Here is a 16,843-nt window from a genome sequence, read left to right on the forward strand (position 1 = left end):
CCATCAACAAAGCCCCTTATATAAAAACGATAGCATCATTCCAAGACCGGAATTGCTCAGTTTGCTTGAGCAATTTGGCCACGAAATGCGTTTGTGCTCAAAATGTGCCGGATTGGTCAGGCACAAAGGTATTCAAGGGCTCATTTAACCGCACTTTATAGCATTAAACGTGCCAATGTTGCTACTAAGAATTTTTCTAAATTGCTAAACCGAAAATTGGGATTGAGTCAGTCGCTGATTTAAAGATAATCGGGTAAGCTGCTGCAAGCGCGGCAAGATTTCAATTTGTCCGGGACTTTGTTGCTTTAAAGGCAGCATATCCGATGCTTCTGGAAGGGCATTGATGTTTGGCCGCACGATGAAAGCCCTATTTTTTCAAATATATGTGAAATATAAAAGCGCTATCGTAAGATTATCTCAAACTGCCTGCACAGGATACTTATTTTCAGGCGTCACAAAATGGTTTTGGAGTGCCACTAATGATCAAAATAGCAGTTGTTTCCTACAACAATGAAGCACCCGCCACATCGATTTTTGCAGTATTTGGTACCGAACAAGAAACAATAGGGCGCAATGAAGAAAATTTTCTGAATTTGCCTGATCCAAGACACTTTGTTTCCCGCACCCAGGCCAAGGTATGGAGTACCGGCGGCAAACATTTTCTTCATAACCTTAGCCTGGCGAATCCGGTTTTGGTTAACGGCAAGGAAATCCAGGCCGAATCCGACCATGAAATTCATGACGGCGACGAGATACAGGTGGGCCTGTATGTGTTGCTTGCTGAATCAATTGGCGAGGCACTGGAAGACGGTGCAGTTTCTTCCTTGCCAGCAGTTGCTGCGGACCTTGAGAAACAGAGTGATACGGCAGTTGCTGTCAACCCTGTACCCGAGGCGAAAGCAGATGCCGGGGAGCTGAAGGCAAATATCTCGTCGCCAGCCCGTACCTCGTCCGGGAAATTGTTGCCTGATGTGCCGTTGCCGCAGTTTTTGCAGCGTGCCCCTGATGTAGCAGACACAGTGGCTCCCGGCGCACCGGTTGTCAGTGAATCACCTACGGCAACGGCGGTCAGCGAATCGCCTGCACCAGTGGCGACACCAGCCAAAGCCCAGGCAACTACCCGAACCGAAAACAGCAAGCCGCCAGCCAGCAATGCCGAGCTGATGCAGGCATTTCTGAATGGGGCCGATCTGGCTGATCTGAGCATTTCCTCGGGCCTGACGGTAGAGCTGATGGAAACCCTGGGTAAGCTAATGGCCAGTTCGGTTCAGGGGGTGATGGAAGAGCTGTCCCAGCGCGCTTTACTGAAGCGAGAAGTGAAAGCAGAAGTAACGATGGTTGTCTTAAGGGAAAATAATCCTTTAAAATTTTTCCCTGACAGTAAAACAGTACTGACACAGATGTTGCGCAAGAAGATGCCTGGCTTCATGGCACCGGCCGAAGCCATGGAAGATGCATTTTTTGATATACGTGCACATCAGATGGGGGTAGCTGCCGGTACCCGTGCGGTGATGGAGTCAGTGCTTGAAGCTTTGCAACCCTCCAGTGTGGAACAGAATTTGAGCGCACCAGGTTTGCTGGAGCAAGCCATGCCAGCACGTCGCAAGGCTGCATTGTGGGATCAATTCAATGTTTTGTTTGAAACCATCTATGCGGGCAGGAAAGATGAGTTTCAGGCACTGTTTGGCAAAGAATTTTTAACGGCATACCAGAAGGAAGTTGAACGAGCGGAAGCCAGTCATCAGGCTTTTTAAGTAAGTACACACTACACAACCATGCCCATGCATCTGGACACAGCGCAGATCACTGCGATAGGCGATAGAAAGATTAATCAGGATGCGCTGGCTTGCGCCTTGGAAGACGACATAGTCTGCTTTGTCATGGCGGACGGCACAGGTGGGCATGCTGGCGGTGAGCTGGCGGCCCAACTGGCAACCGATGCCATCATAGAGAAATTTCTCCAGGACGCTTCTTTCAGCCCTCATGCTTTGCGCTCTTACCTGGACTGGGCCACCGTGAAAGTGGCGCAGGGCAAGCAGGAGCATGTCAATCAGCGACAGATGAGCACTACCATCGCCGCGATATTGATAGATCAGACCAATCGCTGCGCCTTGTGGGCTCATATGGGCGACACCCGTATCTATCAGTTTCGCAATAGCAGAATCAAAACAGTCTCCAAAGACCATAGCCAGGCACAGATGATGGTGGATGCCGGCTTTGCCGACTATGGGCAGATACGTCGCCATCCCAGGCGCAACGTGCTGTTCGCCGCGATCGGGGCGGAAGGTGGTTTTGCCGCTGAAGTGACCGCTGAAGTCGCGGATTTACAGCATGGTGATGCCTTTTTGCTATGTACTGACGGTTTCTGGGAATGGGTTTTTGAGCACGAAATGGAATATTGTCTTGCTGCATCAAAGACGAGTGATGAGTGGTTAAGTAAAATGAATGCTATTGCAGAAAAAAATATTAATACGTCAAAAGCTATTAACAGGGATAATTTCTCGGCTTTTGCCATTTGCTTACATGACAATCCAGTGGGAAAATGATAACCGGGGTCAAGGTGCAGTATGCAGGTCTGTTCCTGCTGTGGCCCGCCAGGATATCCGTGTCAGTAGTGTATGACCGGAATTTGAACAATAGCAGCGCCTATCAACATTACCTCTCCGAGTAAGCCTTGAACACAGAAAACGTACTCGCTAACGAAGCACCAGTGGCATTGCATGCCGGTACCGAGAATTGCCTCGTTGCCGGCACGCGGCTGAATGACTTTGAAATTACCGGGGTATTGGGTGAGGGCGGCTTTGGAATCGTGTATCTGGCGTTTGATCATTCCCTGCAACGCACGGTTGCCATCAAGGAATACATGCCCGGTGCCCTGGCTGGACGGGCGGCGGATACCAGTGTGGTGGTCAGGTCTGAACGTCACAAATCCACTTTTGATGCAGGGTTGAAGAGTTTTATCAATGAAGCCCGCTTGCTGGCGCAATTTGATCATCCCTCTCTGGTCAAGGTCTACCGCTTCTGGGAAGAAAATAAAACTGCTTACATGGTCATGCGTTATTACGATGGCCATACCTTGAAGGATATTGTCAATAAACGCCCGCAGCTGGTGACGGAAGCCTGGCTGCGCTTTATTTTCAAGCAAATACTGGAAGCACTCGATACCCTGTACAAATCCAAAATTCTGCACAGGGATATTTCACCAGACAATATTATCGTGCAAAAGAATGGCGTTGCCGTTCTGCTGGATTTTGGTTCTGCCCGCCAGATCATCGGCGACATGACCCATGGTATGACCGTGATACTGAAACCTGGCTATGCGCCGGTGGAACAGTATTCAGATGAAACCGATATGCCTCAGGGCGCATTTACCGATATCTATGCGCTGGCAGCCGTGATGTATTTCGCCATCATGAAAACGCCGCCACCGATGTCGGTAGCACGCGTAGTCAAAGATTCACTGGTGCCGCTGCAAGATGGCGAACGCCCTGGATTCAGCACAAAATTCCTGAAAGCTGTCGATCAGGCTCTTGCCATACAACCGCAAGACAGACCGCAATCGATAGATGAATTCCGCATACTGCTAGGTATCAGCGCTTTTACTTCTACCCGCAAATCACGCAAAAGCAAGCCTGAACATGGTGGCGATATGCCAGCATCTGCTGCTGGCACATCTTCTGAAAAAGTGGTAACGCTAGGCAAGTCCAGGACGGCTGGCAAATCAGCCGCCACGGATGAGGTAACCGAAGCCGGGGTGATGACCCAGGTGAAATCCCACACCAAACTGCTGCTGGCTGGTGGTGTTGTCGTCGCGCTGCTGATTGCAGTGCTGACTGTCACCTTGCGTAGTGGCCCGGCACCACAGGCAGTGCCTGCGCTTGCCAGCAAAACCGCGACGCCACCGGCTACAGCCAAAAAGGATGAAGCAACAGCTCTTGCAACGCCTGCTTCATTTGCAGCCGCTGCACTACCGACTGTTGCTGCGCCAGCGGCAACCAGCGTGGCAGCGGCCAGCCCCGCACCTTTGTCTGCCCGGGAAGTACAGGAAAAGCAGGCATGGGACAAGTTGAAAGACGATGCCAATGCCACGCCTGAAGCGATCAATGCATTTTTGCAGCAATTCCCGAATGGCAAATTGACGGAAACAGCGCAATTGCGTTTGAAGGAAGCCAATAAGGCGGCAGCAGCCAAGGCCGCCAGCACGCAGGAAAAAGCAGCTGGCAAACTGACAGTCAAACTGGCTATCAGACCATGGGGCACGGTATTTGTCGATGGCATACAGCAAGGTGCCAGCCCACCTTTGAAGCAATTGAGTTTAACTGCTGGCAAGCATAAGATCAGAGTGACGAACCCGGGCTTTCCTGATCTGGTTACCGAGATCGACGGCAGCAAGACAAATTCGGCTGCCATCGAACATGAGTTCAACAGTAAATAAATCCGGATAAAGATGAAGAAATTAATTCAACAGGTGTATATGACTGGCCTGGTGCTGGCATGTACGGCATTGCTGGGATGCGAAACTGCACCCAAGCAGGCACCAGCGCCCAAGCCTGCGGTCAAGCAAAAAGAAACGACAGTCACCCCGCCACCACCGCAGGCAGAAACGGCACCTGCACCGCCACCGTTGGCAGCGGATCTCCAGGCGATGAAGGATGGCCTGGCCCTGTATGACGCCGGTGATTACAACGGCGCCATCAAAAGACTGGGATCACCGGATATCTGGAACGGGCATAACAAGGATTTGCAAGTGAATGCGCTGAAGATCATGGCATTCAGTTATTGCGTCACTTCCAGAGCGCAATTGTGCCGCCAGCAGTTTGATCGCGCGCTGAAGCTGGACCCGACTTTTAATCTGTCACCTGGCGAAATCGGTCACCCTATCTGGGGCCCGGTATTTCTGAAATCCAAGAACGCCATCAAGAAGAAGTAATCTTCCAGGCAGACGGTTTGAGTTGAAGACTTGCCTTGTATTGTTTCAAGCGGTCTGCCAGTTTCCCTCAGTTTTCAATGATCGCCAAATGGCGCATCGACGGCATGACTTTGCCCTGTAAACCAGCGCGGTCCCTGTTCCGTGATGTAGAAATGATCTTCCAGCCGGATGCCAAATTCCTCCTCTATGCAGATCATGGGTTCATTGCTGAAGCACATGCCGGCAGCCAGCGGGCGCTGATTGCCTTTGACCAGGTAAGTCCATTCATGGATATCCAGACCGATGCCGTGGCCAGTGCGATGCGGCAGGCCGGGTAACTGGTAATCGGGGCCAAAACCGGCATTGGCTAATACCTTTCTGGCGGCGGCATCCACCTGCTCACAGGGCACGCCGGTCTGGGCGGCATCAAACGCAGCTGCCTGCGCGGTTTTTTCCAGTTCCCAGATATCTCGCTGGCGCTGGCTGGGTTTGCCAAACACATAGCTGCGGGTTATGTCGGAGTTGTAGGCATGCAGTTTGCAGCCGGTGTCGATCAATACCATGTCGCCTTCGCGCAGGAATTGTTCGCCATCCGGGCCATGCGGCATGGCCGTAGCGGCACCAAAGCTGACGATGCAAAAAGTCGATGCACTGCCACCGTAGGCCCGGTGGGCCTGGTCGATGAAGTGCGCGACTTCAAAAGAAGAAATGCCTTCATGCAAAATTCGGGCGGCCTTTTTTTGCACTTCCAGCGTGATATTTTTTACCGCCTGCATGATGGCCAGCTCCGCCGCCGATTTGTGCATGCGGCATTCTGCCGTGATCGTGCTGGCGTTGATGATGCGCGCCAAAGGCAGTGCATTGCGCAAGCCATCGAAGACAAAGAAGGGCGCTGCCTCATCCAGGGCGACGACATCGCTTTTGCAATGCAGGTCTTGCAGGCAGGTTTTAATCAGCAGACAGGGATCTTCTTCTTCCTGCCACAAACGGATATCGGCACTGGCACCCAGGGTTTCGCGTAGTTTGGATTCTTCAAAGCCGGGACAGACGTAGATCAGCCTGGCGTCTGGCGTCAGGATGGCGGCAGTCAGGCGTTCGCTGGGATACCAGCGCAGGCCGGTAAAATAATACAGGCTGCTACCTGCTGGCAGGATCAGCGCATCAACTGCATTGTCCTGCATCAGCCGGGCAGCTTTTTCCACGCGTGCACGGCGCTCTGCCGCGCTGATGGGCTGCACGCTGCTGGTGTCAGCCTGTATGTCTGCCAATTCTTTGGTGGCTGTCGAGCCGCCGATGCCTGATGTCATACTCACACTCCGTAGTAGCCAAAACGAGCGGACTTTTACAGTCCCTTAGCGGCAAGAGCTTAGTATAAATGGCGGCACGGGTCTTGCTGATTTACCCGTGCAGGCATGACGAAATTGGCATAGCAAGCCAGGATATCTAGAACTCATCCCTACTTATAAAAGAATCCATTAGTAATTGGCTGCCTTGGCTTTTCTTGGCGTGGGTACAAAGTCAAACTGCCATTTCACTAACGGCGTCTGGTCACTTACTTTGATGGTCTGCACCAGTGGCTGTTTGACGCTACCCATATTCGGATGCCAGGCCCTGATTTCGTAATTGCCATCCGGCAGTTGATCCAGGGTGGTGGTGCCGGCCTGTTCAGTCTTGGCGAAGTAGGGGGTATCTACCGCCAGCACATAGGCGCGCATCCAGTTATGCAGCAGGCAGTAGACAATCACGATGCCAGGTTTATCGAACATCACCGGAGGCGGTACTACACCGCGTTCATAGGTCTTGATTTCAAATTCCTTGGCGGCAGAGAAAGACTTCACATGATGTTCCATCTTGTCGTAGTTGGGAAATTTGACTTGCGTACCGACCCTGATCACTGTCACATACGGCGAAAACTGCATATCGCTTTGTGAAATCGTGGCTGTTTCGGCTTTGCCTGCTGGCGGCAGGGGTGTTCCTATGGGCGTGGCATATACGACCACGTCCGCCATGGCTGCGCCATTCTTGTCCACCGCCTGCACACTCACTTTGGCGGCCAATGCCAGGGAAGGCAAACCAGTGGCCAGCATGCAGGCCAGCATCAGTGGTCCGAGCTTACGCGCAGAGATGGATGACAACAAGTTTTTCATCGTGATTTTCTGTCCTGATAAATGCGTCATCTTATTTGGTGACGATAGCGCGTTGCATAGGAGCCAGTTTGGCGATCAGCCGGTTCTGGACGGAAGACGGAACATTGTGTTTTTCCATGGCGACCTGCAAATCTTCGGCCAGTGCATTGAAATGGGCATTGGTAACCTGCATGTCCTTGTGCGATTCTGCCATGCTGCGGCCACTGTACTTGCAAGGGCCACCGCTCAATTCGCAAAATTGTTCGGTGAGCAATTGTGCCAGTCTTTCGGTATCGGTGTCTTTGAACGCCTTGTTGATACGTGGATCTTCCAGCACGATGGCGACGAAGGAATTGACGAAGGTATTGATGCCTTGTTTGGCGCCCAGGCTTTGATACAGTTCATCGCTGGTGGATGGGCTTTGGGCATGCACAGACAGGCTTGTTAGCAGGAACAAGCCACATACGGCTTTGCTGAAACGGGAGATGGAAATCATGGTATTCGCTTTCTATGGTTTTTTAGTGGATATCTGCAAGTGTCGTGTCCAGAAAACAGGCGCTTAAAATCCGGCCTGTACTGACAGATACCAGCCACGCTGATTTTTTGGATTGAACACCGTGATGTCACCCAGCGTCGCATAGGCAGCGGTTACCGATACATTCTTGGTCGGGAACCAGGCTACAAAGACATCGTAATAATCTTTTTCATTGTCCACGCCCAGATTGCGCGGTTTCATGCGGTATTCGGCACCGACGGCCAGTTTGCGGTTGATGAGGTAGGCGACCGAAGTTTCCAGTTTGGCCTGATAACTATCTTTCTTGTCACCGCCAAAACCCAGTATGCCCATTTGATTGGCCTTGGTCATGCGCACTGTGCCATTCAGCAGCAGGCTTTGTTCCAGCAATATCTTGGTGGCTGATACATAGTAATCAACACCACGGTCATCCTTGGCACCCAGTTGTTTGACATTGGTCACACCCAGCGCGCCCAGGCCGCCTATACCCTTGTTGCGTTTGGCCATGGCACCGACGGCGATTTGTGGCATCCAGCTATCCTGGTCATACACGGCATCACCGGCAACCTTGACCTTGATACCGAAAATATCCTGTTTGATATTGAGTGCATTCAGTGGTGCCAGGCTACCGGTAAATTCCTGAGTCGCCAGGGATAATTCCACACGGTCAGCAATACCGACGGCAACACCGTAGGTTTTCAGGCTGTAATCCTGGGTATTCACCTGGGTAAGATGAGCATTCGCACCATAACTGTCGCGCGTACCATAGCCAGTGATCAATGCCCACGGGGTCAGACCGCCACCACCAGCACCTTCAAGCTGGCTGACGCCACCGGTGGCTGTCAGCTTGCCCATATCGGGTTTCAGCATGTCTTGCGCCAGGCCGGTTTGCGACCATGTGGTGCAACTGCCGAACAGGACAGTCGCCAGGATTTTTCTGGTAGTTTGCATCATGTTTCCTCTGTGTTATTTCGTTATCAACTGCTACAAGCTGCTTTTTCACCTGGAATAATCCAGGCTCCTGCTGTTTGTACGTTGTAAATCGAAAATCGGATTCAGATCAGATGCAAAATATCTAGAACTCATTTCATCAATAGGGGTGAGATGCGTTTGCCTCATAACGTGGGCTGGCAATGGTAAAACTATGGACGAGGCAGTCAATAGCGGGTCTATTGACAACGAGTCGAATTGTTCACACCTTGCAGTCCAGCATACGTTATGAGGCAAACCCTTCGGGAGCTGGCCGCATTGACACTTCGCGGGCGCATTGCAGCGTGAGGTTGTTGCATCGCGCTTGCTAAGGCACCAGCCTTAGCTGCAAGTGTCACCCTTGACGCCTCGCACTGCATCCCGAATCGCCTTGCTCGCACTCATCCCTATTGATGAAATGAGTTCTAAAATTATTGTGGTTTGGGCTTGGGAAAGACGATGTCTTTTTTCATGGGGGATAGTTTGGCCATGAGCTTGTTTTGCGTGGAGGATGCAACAGCCAGTTTGTCCATGGCGATTTGCAAATCTTCGGCCAGCGCATAGAACTGGGCGGCATTGATGCCCAGGTTTTCATGCACCACTTTCATGTCGTCGCCTGTGTATTTGCAGGGGCCACCACTGATGACGCAAAATTGCTCTTTCAGTAACTGTGCCAGGCGCGGCATATTGGTTTCTTTGAATGATGCTTTGATGCGTTCATCCTGCATGACCACAACCAGCATTTCATCCACGATCTTGCTGATGCCGGGCTCATTGCCCAGTGCCTGAAACAGATTGCCTTGTGCGGCCTGCGCCATTGCCTGGCCGGTACATGCCACTATCAGACTGATGGCGGTTGCGATGTGACGTAATTTCATAGCTGTTTCCTGCATGCTTGCCACCCTGTTACCAATTAATTGCCGACCTGTAGCGACAGATACCATCCGCGCTGGGTTTTAGGATTGAAGATAGTGATATTCCCCAGATTGACATAGGCCAGGGTTAGCGAAAATTCTTTGGTCGGGAACCAGGCAATGAAAGCGTCATGATAGGCTTTTTCATTATCCACCCCAAGATTGCGTGGCTTGCTGCGATATTCGATGCCGCCCACCAGCTTGCGGTTGAACAGATAAGCCACAGATATTTCGGGCTGCAACTGGTACTGATTGCGTTTATCGCCACCAAAACCCAGCAAGCCCATCTGATTCGCCTTGGTCAGGCGCAGAGTGCCATTCACCAGCAGACTTTGATCCAGGTAGAGCTTGGTGGCCGATACATAATAATCGATGCCGTGGTCATCAATGGCACCCAATTGTTTGACGTTGGTGACGCCCAGTGCTTCCAGTCCTTTGACAGCATGGTCGCGTTTGAACATGACGCCGACGGCGACTTGCGGTTGCCAGGTATCCTGACCACTGACCAGATCACCGGCAAGCTTGAGTTTGATACCCAGCGTATCCTGGTTCAGTTCCAGTTTGTCCAGCGGTGCCTGGCTGCCGGTGAATTGTTGGGTGGATAATGACATTTCCAGACGGTCGGCAATTCCGACGGCAATACCGGCAGTCCGCAAGCGGTAATCCTGGGTACTGATCTGGGTAATATGGGCATTGACACCATAGCTGTCTTCACTACCGTACCCGGTAATGGTGGCCCAGGGAGCCAGACCGCCGCCGCCTGCACCTTCGACCTGCTTGACGCCACCAGTCGCCAGCAAGCGACCTTTGTCTGGTAAGGGCAGGTCTCGTGCGGACACGTGAGCAGCGGTCAGCAGCATGGATGCTGCCATCAGTCCAGGAGCAAAATGCAGGGGGGTGGGTTTGTTCAACATGGCATATCAAGAGCGCGTCGTGTGTCTTCAGTTTAAACCAGAGAAAACTTCTGTCGCGTCAAGTATCAAAGGGACGTTGGCGGCAGGAATTTATTGCCAGCATACAACAGAATAAACCACGAACAGGTGCAAGTATCAACGTTTAACAAACAGAGTACTTGCGTTACCGCTGGCTTCACGTCCCGGCGTTTTCATTTTTGCATGTGCCCTGGATTGTCCCTGGATGGCAAGTTGTTGCAGGTCTGCCTGTTCCTGGGCACCAGGCAACATGGCCAGTTGGGAGAATAAATTCTGTGCCAGGTGATAATCACGGCGGTCAAGGGCGATATCGGCCAGTACGCTGATGGTCAGGGCATAGTTGCGAGAACTGGTCAGCGTGGCCAGTTGTTCCAGCGATTCGTGCAGCATCTGTTCGGCTGCATCAAGCGACCCCATTTTGCGCAGGGTATCACCGATCTGCATCAGGCAATTACCTATATTGGGGGACCAGCCAGCAGGTCTTGCCAGTTTCAAGGCCTTTTGTTGCCATTCAAGAGCTGCTGCATAATTATTCATTTTGCTATAGGTATAGCCTATATTTGCCGCAGTCAGGATGCCACGGCGGATTTGTCCGGATTGCAGGCATAGCCGGTATGCCTTGTCCAGAAATACGATGGAATCATCAAACTGCTCATTCAGGCCCGCATATAAACCCAGGAAATCATTCATCAGTGCGCCCAGTGCCGGATGTACATCCCTGGGAGCGTTTCTGGCATCAAAATGACGGTCAAAATAGGATTTTGCCAGTTTGCAGTCTCGCAAGACGGCGATGCGTGCCAGGGCAGCAGCTGTACATTGACGGCGCAGCACATCATCAACCTTGCTGGCTTCGTCTATGGAGATGGCCATTTCAATGTCGCACTCCACATGCTTGCCCTGGTCAGAAAAAATGAAGCCCAGCAAACGATGGGCGTCACTCAGACAGACAGCATCCAGGTGTACTTCTGGATGCCTGAGTATGGCTTGGACAATGCTGGCAGCTACATCCAGATCGGCGTGTAGCCAGCGTTCTTCTGCGCGTATCAATTGCAGGCGCAGATACACCAGTGCCTTGTCGGCTTCGGAGCGACTGGATTTGTTGAGCAATATGCCTATCTGATCACACAAGCTGAGAGCCTGGCGGCTATCGCGCTGGCGCAGGCCCCACGCCAGCGTCAGCATATCGTCCAGTTGTTCTTGCGCCACCATTTCGGCCAAACGCTGCTCTAACTGTTTAACTTCGCTATCGGTGGCGTATAAGTCCATAGTATGCTGCAAGCCCTGAGAGATTTCCTCTCTTGGGAAGCGATTCAATTGTTAAAATAAATGAATGAAAAAGTGAGCACTGAAGTCAATCTTGTCTCGCGAACTACCACAATACGCAAGATTTAATTCCCGTGCCGTCGCAGAAGTTGGTTTTAACAATTTTTAACGGTATATACTGAAAAGCTTGATTTTTTGAGCCCCGAAAATCGAAATCGAGGCGGTATCCTGATTTTGTTGCAGTGTTGCGCATTTCCTTCATTCTTTCCTGAACTTGATATTGTCGTTTTTGAGCCCGAGTATGAGTCGTTCGTCGTTGCGTCGTGAATTGGTGATCCCGATTACCGTACTGGTGATCGGTGTGTCCGCTGCCATAGGTTGGGTCTCGATGAAGGCCGGGACGGATGCCGTGTATACATTAACGCAGCGTATTCTGGTCGACATGGTAAACCGTATCAATCATGCGACGGAAAAGCATCTCGATGGCGCTCTCATAGCGCTTGAATCGGTAGCACCAAGCGCCGGCAATGTACCCAGGGAACAGGCTTTCTCCACTGACATGAGATTGCTGGAAGAAAAATTCTGGGCCGCCAGTGGCCTGTTCATGGATGTCAATAATTATGTCTATTTTGGCGGCAGTGACGGACGCTTTGTCGGCGTCTACCGTATCTCTAACGGCATGGTGCAATTGTTCTGGCGCGAGCCGGAATGGAACAAGCGTCTTGTCTACCGGGTCGGACATGTCGGTGACCGTGCCGAATTATTGCGTAGTGATGCATTCGATCCGCGATTGAGACCCTGGTACCAGACTGCCAGGGGATCAGAAAAGCCGGTCTGGTCAAAAATCTATAATAATTTTTCTTTCCATTACCCCACCATCACCCTGGCCAAGGCGGTCTATCAAAAGAATCATGAATTTGCCGGTGTGGTGGCGACTGATCTCACGCTCAAGGAGCTATCCAACTTTTTGCGCAAGCTGGAAATCAGCAAGAACAGTGTTGCCTATATCGTCGATGCAGATGGTTATATCGTCGCCACTTCAGGCCAGGAAATACCGGAAAGAACGGTGAATGGTACGCCGGAACGCATGCGTGCCATCGACATGAAAACACCTCTCATCAACCAGACATTCCAAAAGCTGGGGAATACGACTGCGTTGACAGCGGGCACGCAGTCCATGGAACTCGGCATAGGTACGGTGGATGTGGCAGTTTCGCCGCTGGGTAACCGTCAGGGCTTGAACTGGCAGACGGTGGTGGCGGTGCCACGTTCGGATTTCATGAGCAGCATCAACCAGGGTTTTTTGCAAAGCATGGTGATTGCTTTTGCCTGCATCATCTTTGCATTAACCATCGGTCTGACAATCGTCGAACGCGTGGTCAGGGATATCCGCAAGCTGACTTCTGCCGCAGAAAAATTCGGCAATGGCGAACCCATGCCCAGCCTGCGCATTACCCGCACGGATGAAATCGGCAAGCTGGCACAAACCTTCACCGAGATGGAAAACAAGTTGCGCTTTGATAAGTTGACTCAGGTTGCTAATCGCGAATCGCTGTTTGCCCAGATCAATTATCTGCAAAAGCAGGCACTGGAGCAGCCGGGGAGAAGTGAAGGATTTACGCTGCTGTTTGTGGACCTCGATCGCTTCAAATCCATCAATGATAACCATGGACATGATGCCGGTGACAAGGCACTGGTGATTATTGCGGCACGTCTGCGTTCCGCCATACGCGATACGGATGAAGTCGCCAGGTATGGCGGCGATGAATTCGTGTTGCTGCTGAAAGACACCAGAAATTCCATCGACATCAACAATATGGTGGAAAAGATATGCAGTGTGGTTGAACAACCGATAGCGATTGACGATGTCATTGTCAGTGTCGGCGTTTCCATAGGCTGGGCCAGCTTTCCAGAGGACGGTGACGACTATGTGCGGCTGATCAAGATTGCCGATAGCCGTATGTACAATCGCAAGCGTGATCGCAAGTTAGCGCAGTCTGTACATTTGGTGTAAAGCCCGCTCACCATGAAGGTGCTCAGGCTGCCGGATTGTTTTGCTGCCATTTTTCCAGCCATGCCGGTAAATCAGTCGAGGGCATGGGTTTGCTGATGAAGTAACCCTGAGCCTGGTCGCAGCCTAGTTCTTTCAGCAGGGCCATGACTTCGGCGTTTTCTACACCTTCTGCGACGACGCGCAAGCCCATATTGTGGCCGAGATCAATGGTGGACTTGACGATTTTGGTGTCATCAATATCTTTTTCCATTTTCAGAACAAAAGACTTGTCGATCTTGAGTTCATCCACTGGCAAGCGTTTCAGATAGGCCAGCGAAGAGTAGCCGGTACCAAAGTCATCGATGGACAGATCCAGCCCCATAGCATGCAGGCGATCCAGCGTCTGAAAGGCACGGACAGGGTCATCCATGATGGCGCTTTCTGTAATTTCCAGACAAAAGGATGATGCGTCCACCTGGTGGTGTTGCAGGATCTGGGCAAACTTGATGGGCAGATCCTGATCCATCAAATCCCGGGTGGAAATATTCACCGAGATTTTCAAGTGCATGCCCTGCTTGTTCCATATACTGCATGCACGCGCCGCCTCATTCATGATCCAGTGCGTCAACTGACGGATGAATCCGGTTTGTTCGGCAAAAGGAATGAACTGGTCAGGGTAGATGAAACCGCGCTCAGGGTGTATCCAGCGTACCAGCGCTTCTACCGCGATGACCTGGCCCTTATCCAGCCCGACCTTGGGTTGCACGTACATGCGAAATGCCTGTTGTTCCAGCGCTGCCCGCAATTCACTGAGCAGCGACAGACTTTGCTGGCTGCCTTTGTCGATATCCGGTGAATAAATCACAGCACCACTATTGCCCATTTTGGCTGCATACATCGCCACTTCGACCCGACTGAGCAAGGTCTGGGTATCGCTGGCATGCTCAGGAAAACCGGCGATGCCTATGCCAGCACCCAGGTCAACGGTCTGATCTTCGATGGAAATCGGTTTTTCCAGTGAGCGCAAAATCCGGTCAGCCAGGCTTTGTGCCTCTTCTTTGGATGCATTTGGCAACAGGATAGCAAATTCATCACCACCGAGGCGGGCGGGCTTGGTGCCGCCGGTACCAAGCTCATCTGAGAGACGAATGGCGACCTGATTCAACAGAATATCGCCAAAGCGATGACCCATGACATCGTTCACATGCTTGAAGCGATCCAGATCCATCATCAGCACGTAACAGGATTTCTCATGCGCGCGGGCCATGGCGATGGCTTCTTCCAGCATGTCGGTGAACAGGGCACGGTTTGGCAGATTCGTCAGAGTATCCCAGTACGCCAGCCGGCTGATTTCCTTTTCGCGCTGGGCGATGCCGTCACGCATGGTGGTGAAAGTGCGTGCAAGATCGCCGATTTCATCTTTCTGTTTGACATGGATGGCAGCCGTATAGTCGCCTGCGCCCAGGCGTCTGGCGGTTTCAGCCAACTGCCGTACCGGGCCAGTAATGCGACGTGCGGTAATGGCACTGATGACACTGGCGACGACGGCACCGAAAACCGTCAGTATCAGCAGAGTCAGTTGTAGTTTCTGGTAAGGTGCAACCGCCTGACTGATGGATAGTTGCAGCACGGCGATGGTGCTGGCCTGTCCGTCCTGTGCCAGCTGGACGATGCGGGTACTATACTGGTCGTCATCGATCTGAATATTTGGCAGGTAGCTGATTTTTTTTTCTGGCTGCGGTATCAACTGCGCCAGCTCCGCCGCCTGTTGATCACTGAGTGTGGATACGTTTGATATCCAGCCATTTTTTCCTTCTGCATTTTTCTCGGTTGACAGCAGGCTGATCTGCATTAGCGACAGTTCATGCATGTCACTCACCAGGGTTTTACCAATGGGAATCGCCATCACGACCCAACTGATTGTTACTGGTGCTTCAATCGGCACTACTACCATTTGATAGGGCTTGCCATCGACGATGGCAGTACTGGCCGCACTGCCTGATTTTTCTGCTGTTTGTATCAGGGCAGCAACAGATTGCTGCAGGCTGTGACTGAGATCGTCACTGGCAGCCGAGCTGGAAGACGCCGTTATTTTTCTGTCCAGACCAACCAGCATGGTCAGGTCAGAGCCTATGCGTTTACCGTGATTCGACAGGGTGGAGACGATGGTTTCCGTGTCATGCGTGCCTATGGCTTCACGGAAGGCATATTCCTTGGCGAGGACGATGGCACCCTGTATCAGTTTTTGGGCATTTTGATCGAGCAGGCGCAACAGGATTTTTTCGTTGAGCTTCAGGCTTTCTTCTATCGCGTTGCGGGCATTACTGTCTATCGTATTGCGAATGACGAAAAAGCCGACCAGTTGCAAGGTCAGAAGCAGACCGATGAACAGGGTGACGACGCGGCTTTCCAGACTATGCAAACGCATGAATTATCCTCGATGTGCGTACGTAAACAATAGTGTTGTTGATGTTTGCCAATATGCAGTGGCTACATGTTCTGCGCCCGCCAGGGCTCGACAGGCAGCGCTAAACAAGAGATATGTCAACACGACCTGATTATCCCGCTTTGTAATTGAGTTTGACAATCACTGGCGTTGCGCTCCCGTCAACTTGCAGGCTCTGTTCCTGAATCGCAGCACCGGGGGCCTGTTTGGGATGCCATATTTTTAATACGTATTTACCCGATGGGATGGTGCTAAGGCGTGCCGCACCGCTGGCATCCGTTTTGGCAAAATAGGGCGTATCGACGACGTGGATATAGGCCACCATCTGGTCATGGATATTGCAGCCCACGACCACTGTGCCGGCCTTGTCAAATATGACAGGTGCAGCCGGCTTGCCTGAATACAGCTTGAGCTCAAAGGGCTTGGCCGGTGAAAACGAATAGGCATGGTGCCTGACCGTATCATTATTCGGGAAAGAGACCGAGGTGCCAGTTTGTACGACTGTCACCAGGGGCATGAACTTCTTGTCTTTTTGCTGGATTTCTGCCGTGGCTGATTTGGCAAGCTGCGGCCCGGTCGTCAATTCGGCGTACACGACGGCATCCAGCACGGGCTGTCCGCTGCTGTCGGTAACCTGGATAAGGGAAGCTGCTGCAGCTGAACCAGCCAGTAGTGTAGCCATGCCTCCCAGGCAGATCATTCTGGAGCAGAAAAAGAACGACGCTTTATCTCGCATGATATCTCGCATGATCTGCACCTTGTCAAAAAAATATGGTT

Annotated in this window: 14 protein-coding genes; 5 read left to right on the forward strand and 9 right to left on the reverse strand. The window is 51.8% G+C overall.

The window, feature by feature from the left end; genetic code table 11:
* Nucleotides 1-479: 479 nt before the first annotated feature.
* The 4 genes from tagH (at nt 480) to ACO0LK_RS17115 (ending at nt 4,930) form a co-directional block, all read left to right on the forward strand.
* Complete coding sequence (gene tagH, locus ACO0LK_RS17100) at nt 480-1,754, forward strand: type VI secretion system-associated FHA domain protein TagH (RefSeq protein WP_422977090.1); 1,275 nt, start codon at nt 480-482, stop codon at nt 1,752-1,754.
* Between the two features lie 21 nt (nt 1,755-1,775).
* Nucleotides 1,776-2,546: a PP2C family protein-serine/threonine phosphatase gene (locus ACO0LK_RS17105; RefSeq protein WP_422977092.1), complete on the forward strand. Its 771-nt coding sequence runs from the start codon at nt 1,776-1,778 to the stop codon at nt 2,544-2,546.
* Between the two features lie 128 nt (nt 2,547-2,674).
* Nucleotides 2,675-4,435: a serine/threonine protein kinase gene (locus ACO0LK_RS17110; protein ID WP_422977094.1), complete on the forward strand. Its 1,761-nt coding sequence runs from the start codon at nt 2,675-2,677 to the stop codon at nt 4,433-4,435.
* Nucleotides 4,436-4,447: 12 nt separating this feature from the next.
* Nucleotides 4,448-4,930, forward strand: a complete 483-nt coding sequence (locus tag ACO0LK_RS17115; RefSeq protein WP_422977096.1) for a TssQ family T6SS-associated lipoprotein — start codon at nt 4,448-4,450, stop codon at nt 4,928-4,930.
* A 74-nt stretch (nt 4,931-5,004) separates the two neighbouring features.
* Here ACO0LK_RS17115 and ACO0LK_RS17120 read toward each other — a convergent pair whose 3' ends face one another.
* The 7 genes from ACO0LK_RS17120 to ACO0LK_RS17150 all read right to left on the reverse strand — a co-directional run bounded on the left by ACO0LK_RS17120 (nt 5,005) and on the right by ACO0LK_RS17150 (nt 11,630).
* A complete protein-coding gene (locus ACO0LK_RS17120) occupies nt 5,005-6,216 on the reverse strand; it encodes a M24 family metallopeptidase (RefSeq protein ID WP_422977098.1) in 1,212 nt (403 codons plus the stop codon).
* Between the two features lie 168 nt (nt 6,217-6,384).
* Nucleotides 6,385-7,056, reverse strand: coding sequence for a methylamine utilization protein (locus ACO0LK_RS17125; RefSeq protein WP_422977100.1), 672 nt, complete (start codon nt 7,054-7,056; stop codon nt 6,385-6,387).
* A 31-nt stretch (nt 7,057-7,087) separates the two neighbouring features.
* A complete protein-coding gene (locus tag ACO0LK_RS17130; RefSeq protein WP_422977102.1) occupies nt 7,088-7,531 on the reverse strand; it encodes a group I truncated hemoglobin in 444 nt (147 codons plus the stop codon).
* 63 nt (nt 7,532-7,594) lie between these two features.
* A complete protein-coding gene (locus ACO0LK_RS17135) occupies nt 7,595-8,419 on the reverse strand; it encodes a DUF3034 family protein (RefSeq protein WP_230412079.1) in 825 nt (274 codons plus the stop codon).
* 530 nt (nt 8,420-8,949) lie between these two features.
* Nucleotides 8,950-9,396 carry a group I truncated hemoglobin gene (locus ACO0LK_RS17140; protein WP_422977104.1) on the reverse strand — a complete coding sequence of 149 codons (447 nt, stop codon included), beginning with the start codon at nt 9,394-9,396 and terminating at the stop codon, nt 8,950-8,952.
* Nucleotides 9,397-9,431: 35 nt separating this feature from the next.
* Complete coding sequence (locus ACO0LK_RS17145) at nt 9,432-10,304, reverse strand: DUF3034 family protein (RefSeq protein ID WP_422977194.1); 873 nt, start codon at nt 10,302-10,304, stop codon at nt 9,432-9,434.
* A 177-nt stretch (nt 10,305-10,481) separates the two neighbouring features.
* Complete coding sequence (locus ACO0LK_RS17150) at nt 10,482-11,630, reverse strand: tetratricopeptide repeat protein (protein WP_422977106.1); 1,149 nt, start codon at nt 11,628-11,630, stop codon at nt 10,482-10,484.
* Nucleotides 11,631-11,928: 298 nt separating this feature from the next.
* Between ACO0LK_RS17150 and ACO0LK_RS17155 the strand changes: the two genes are divergently transcribed.
* Nucleotides 11,929-13,641, forward strand: a complete 1,713-nt coding sequence (locus ACO0LK_RS17155; RefSeq protein ID WP_422977108.1) for a diguanylate cyclase domain-containing protein — start codon at nt 11,929-11,931, stop codon at nt 13,639-13,641.
* Between the two features lie 22 nt (nt 13,642-13,663).
* Here ACO0LK_RS17155 and ACO0LK_RS17160 read toward each other — a convergent pair whose 3' ends face one another.
* Nucleotides 13,664-16,048, reverse strand: a complete 2,385-nt coding sequence (locus ACO0LK_RS17160; RefSeq protein ID WP_422977110.1) for an EAL domain-containing protein — start codon at nt 16,046-16,048, stop codon at nt 13,664-13,666.
* A gap of 130 nt (nt 16,049-16,178) precedes the next feature.
* Complete coding sequence (locus tag ACO0LK_RS17165; protein WP_422977112.1) at nt 16,179-16,748, reverse strand: methylamine utilization protein; 570 nt, start codon at nt 16,746-16,748, stop codon at nt 16,179-16,181.
* Nucleotides 16,749-16,843: the final 95 nt, after the last annotated feature.

The sequence above is a fragment of the Undibacterium sp. Ji49W genome, assembly GCF_049340205.1.
In the GTDB taxonomy this organism is placed as follows: domain Bacteria; phylum Pseudomonadota; class Gammaproteobacteria; order Burkholderiales; family Burkholderiaceae_D; genus Undibacterium.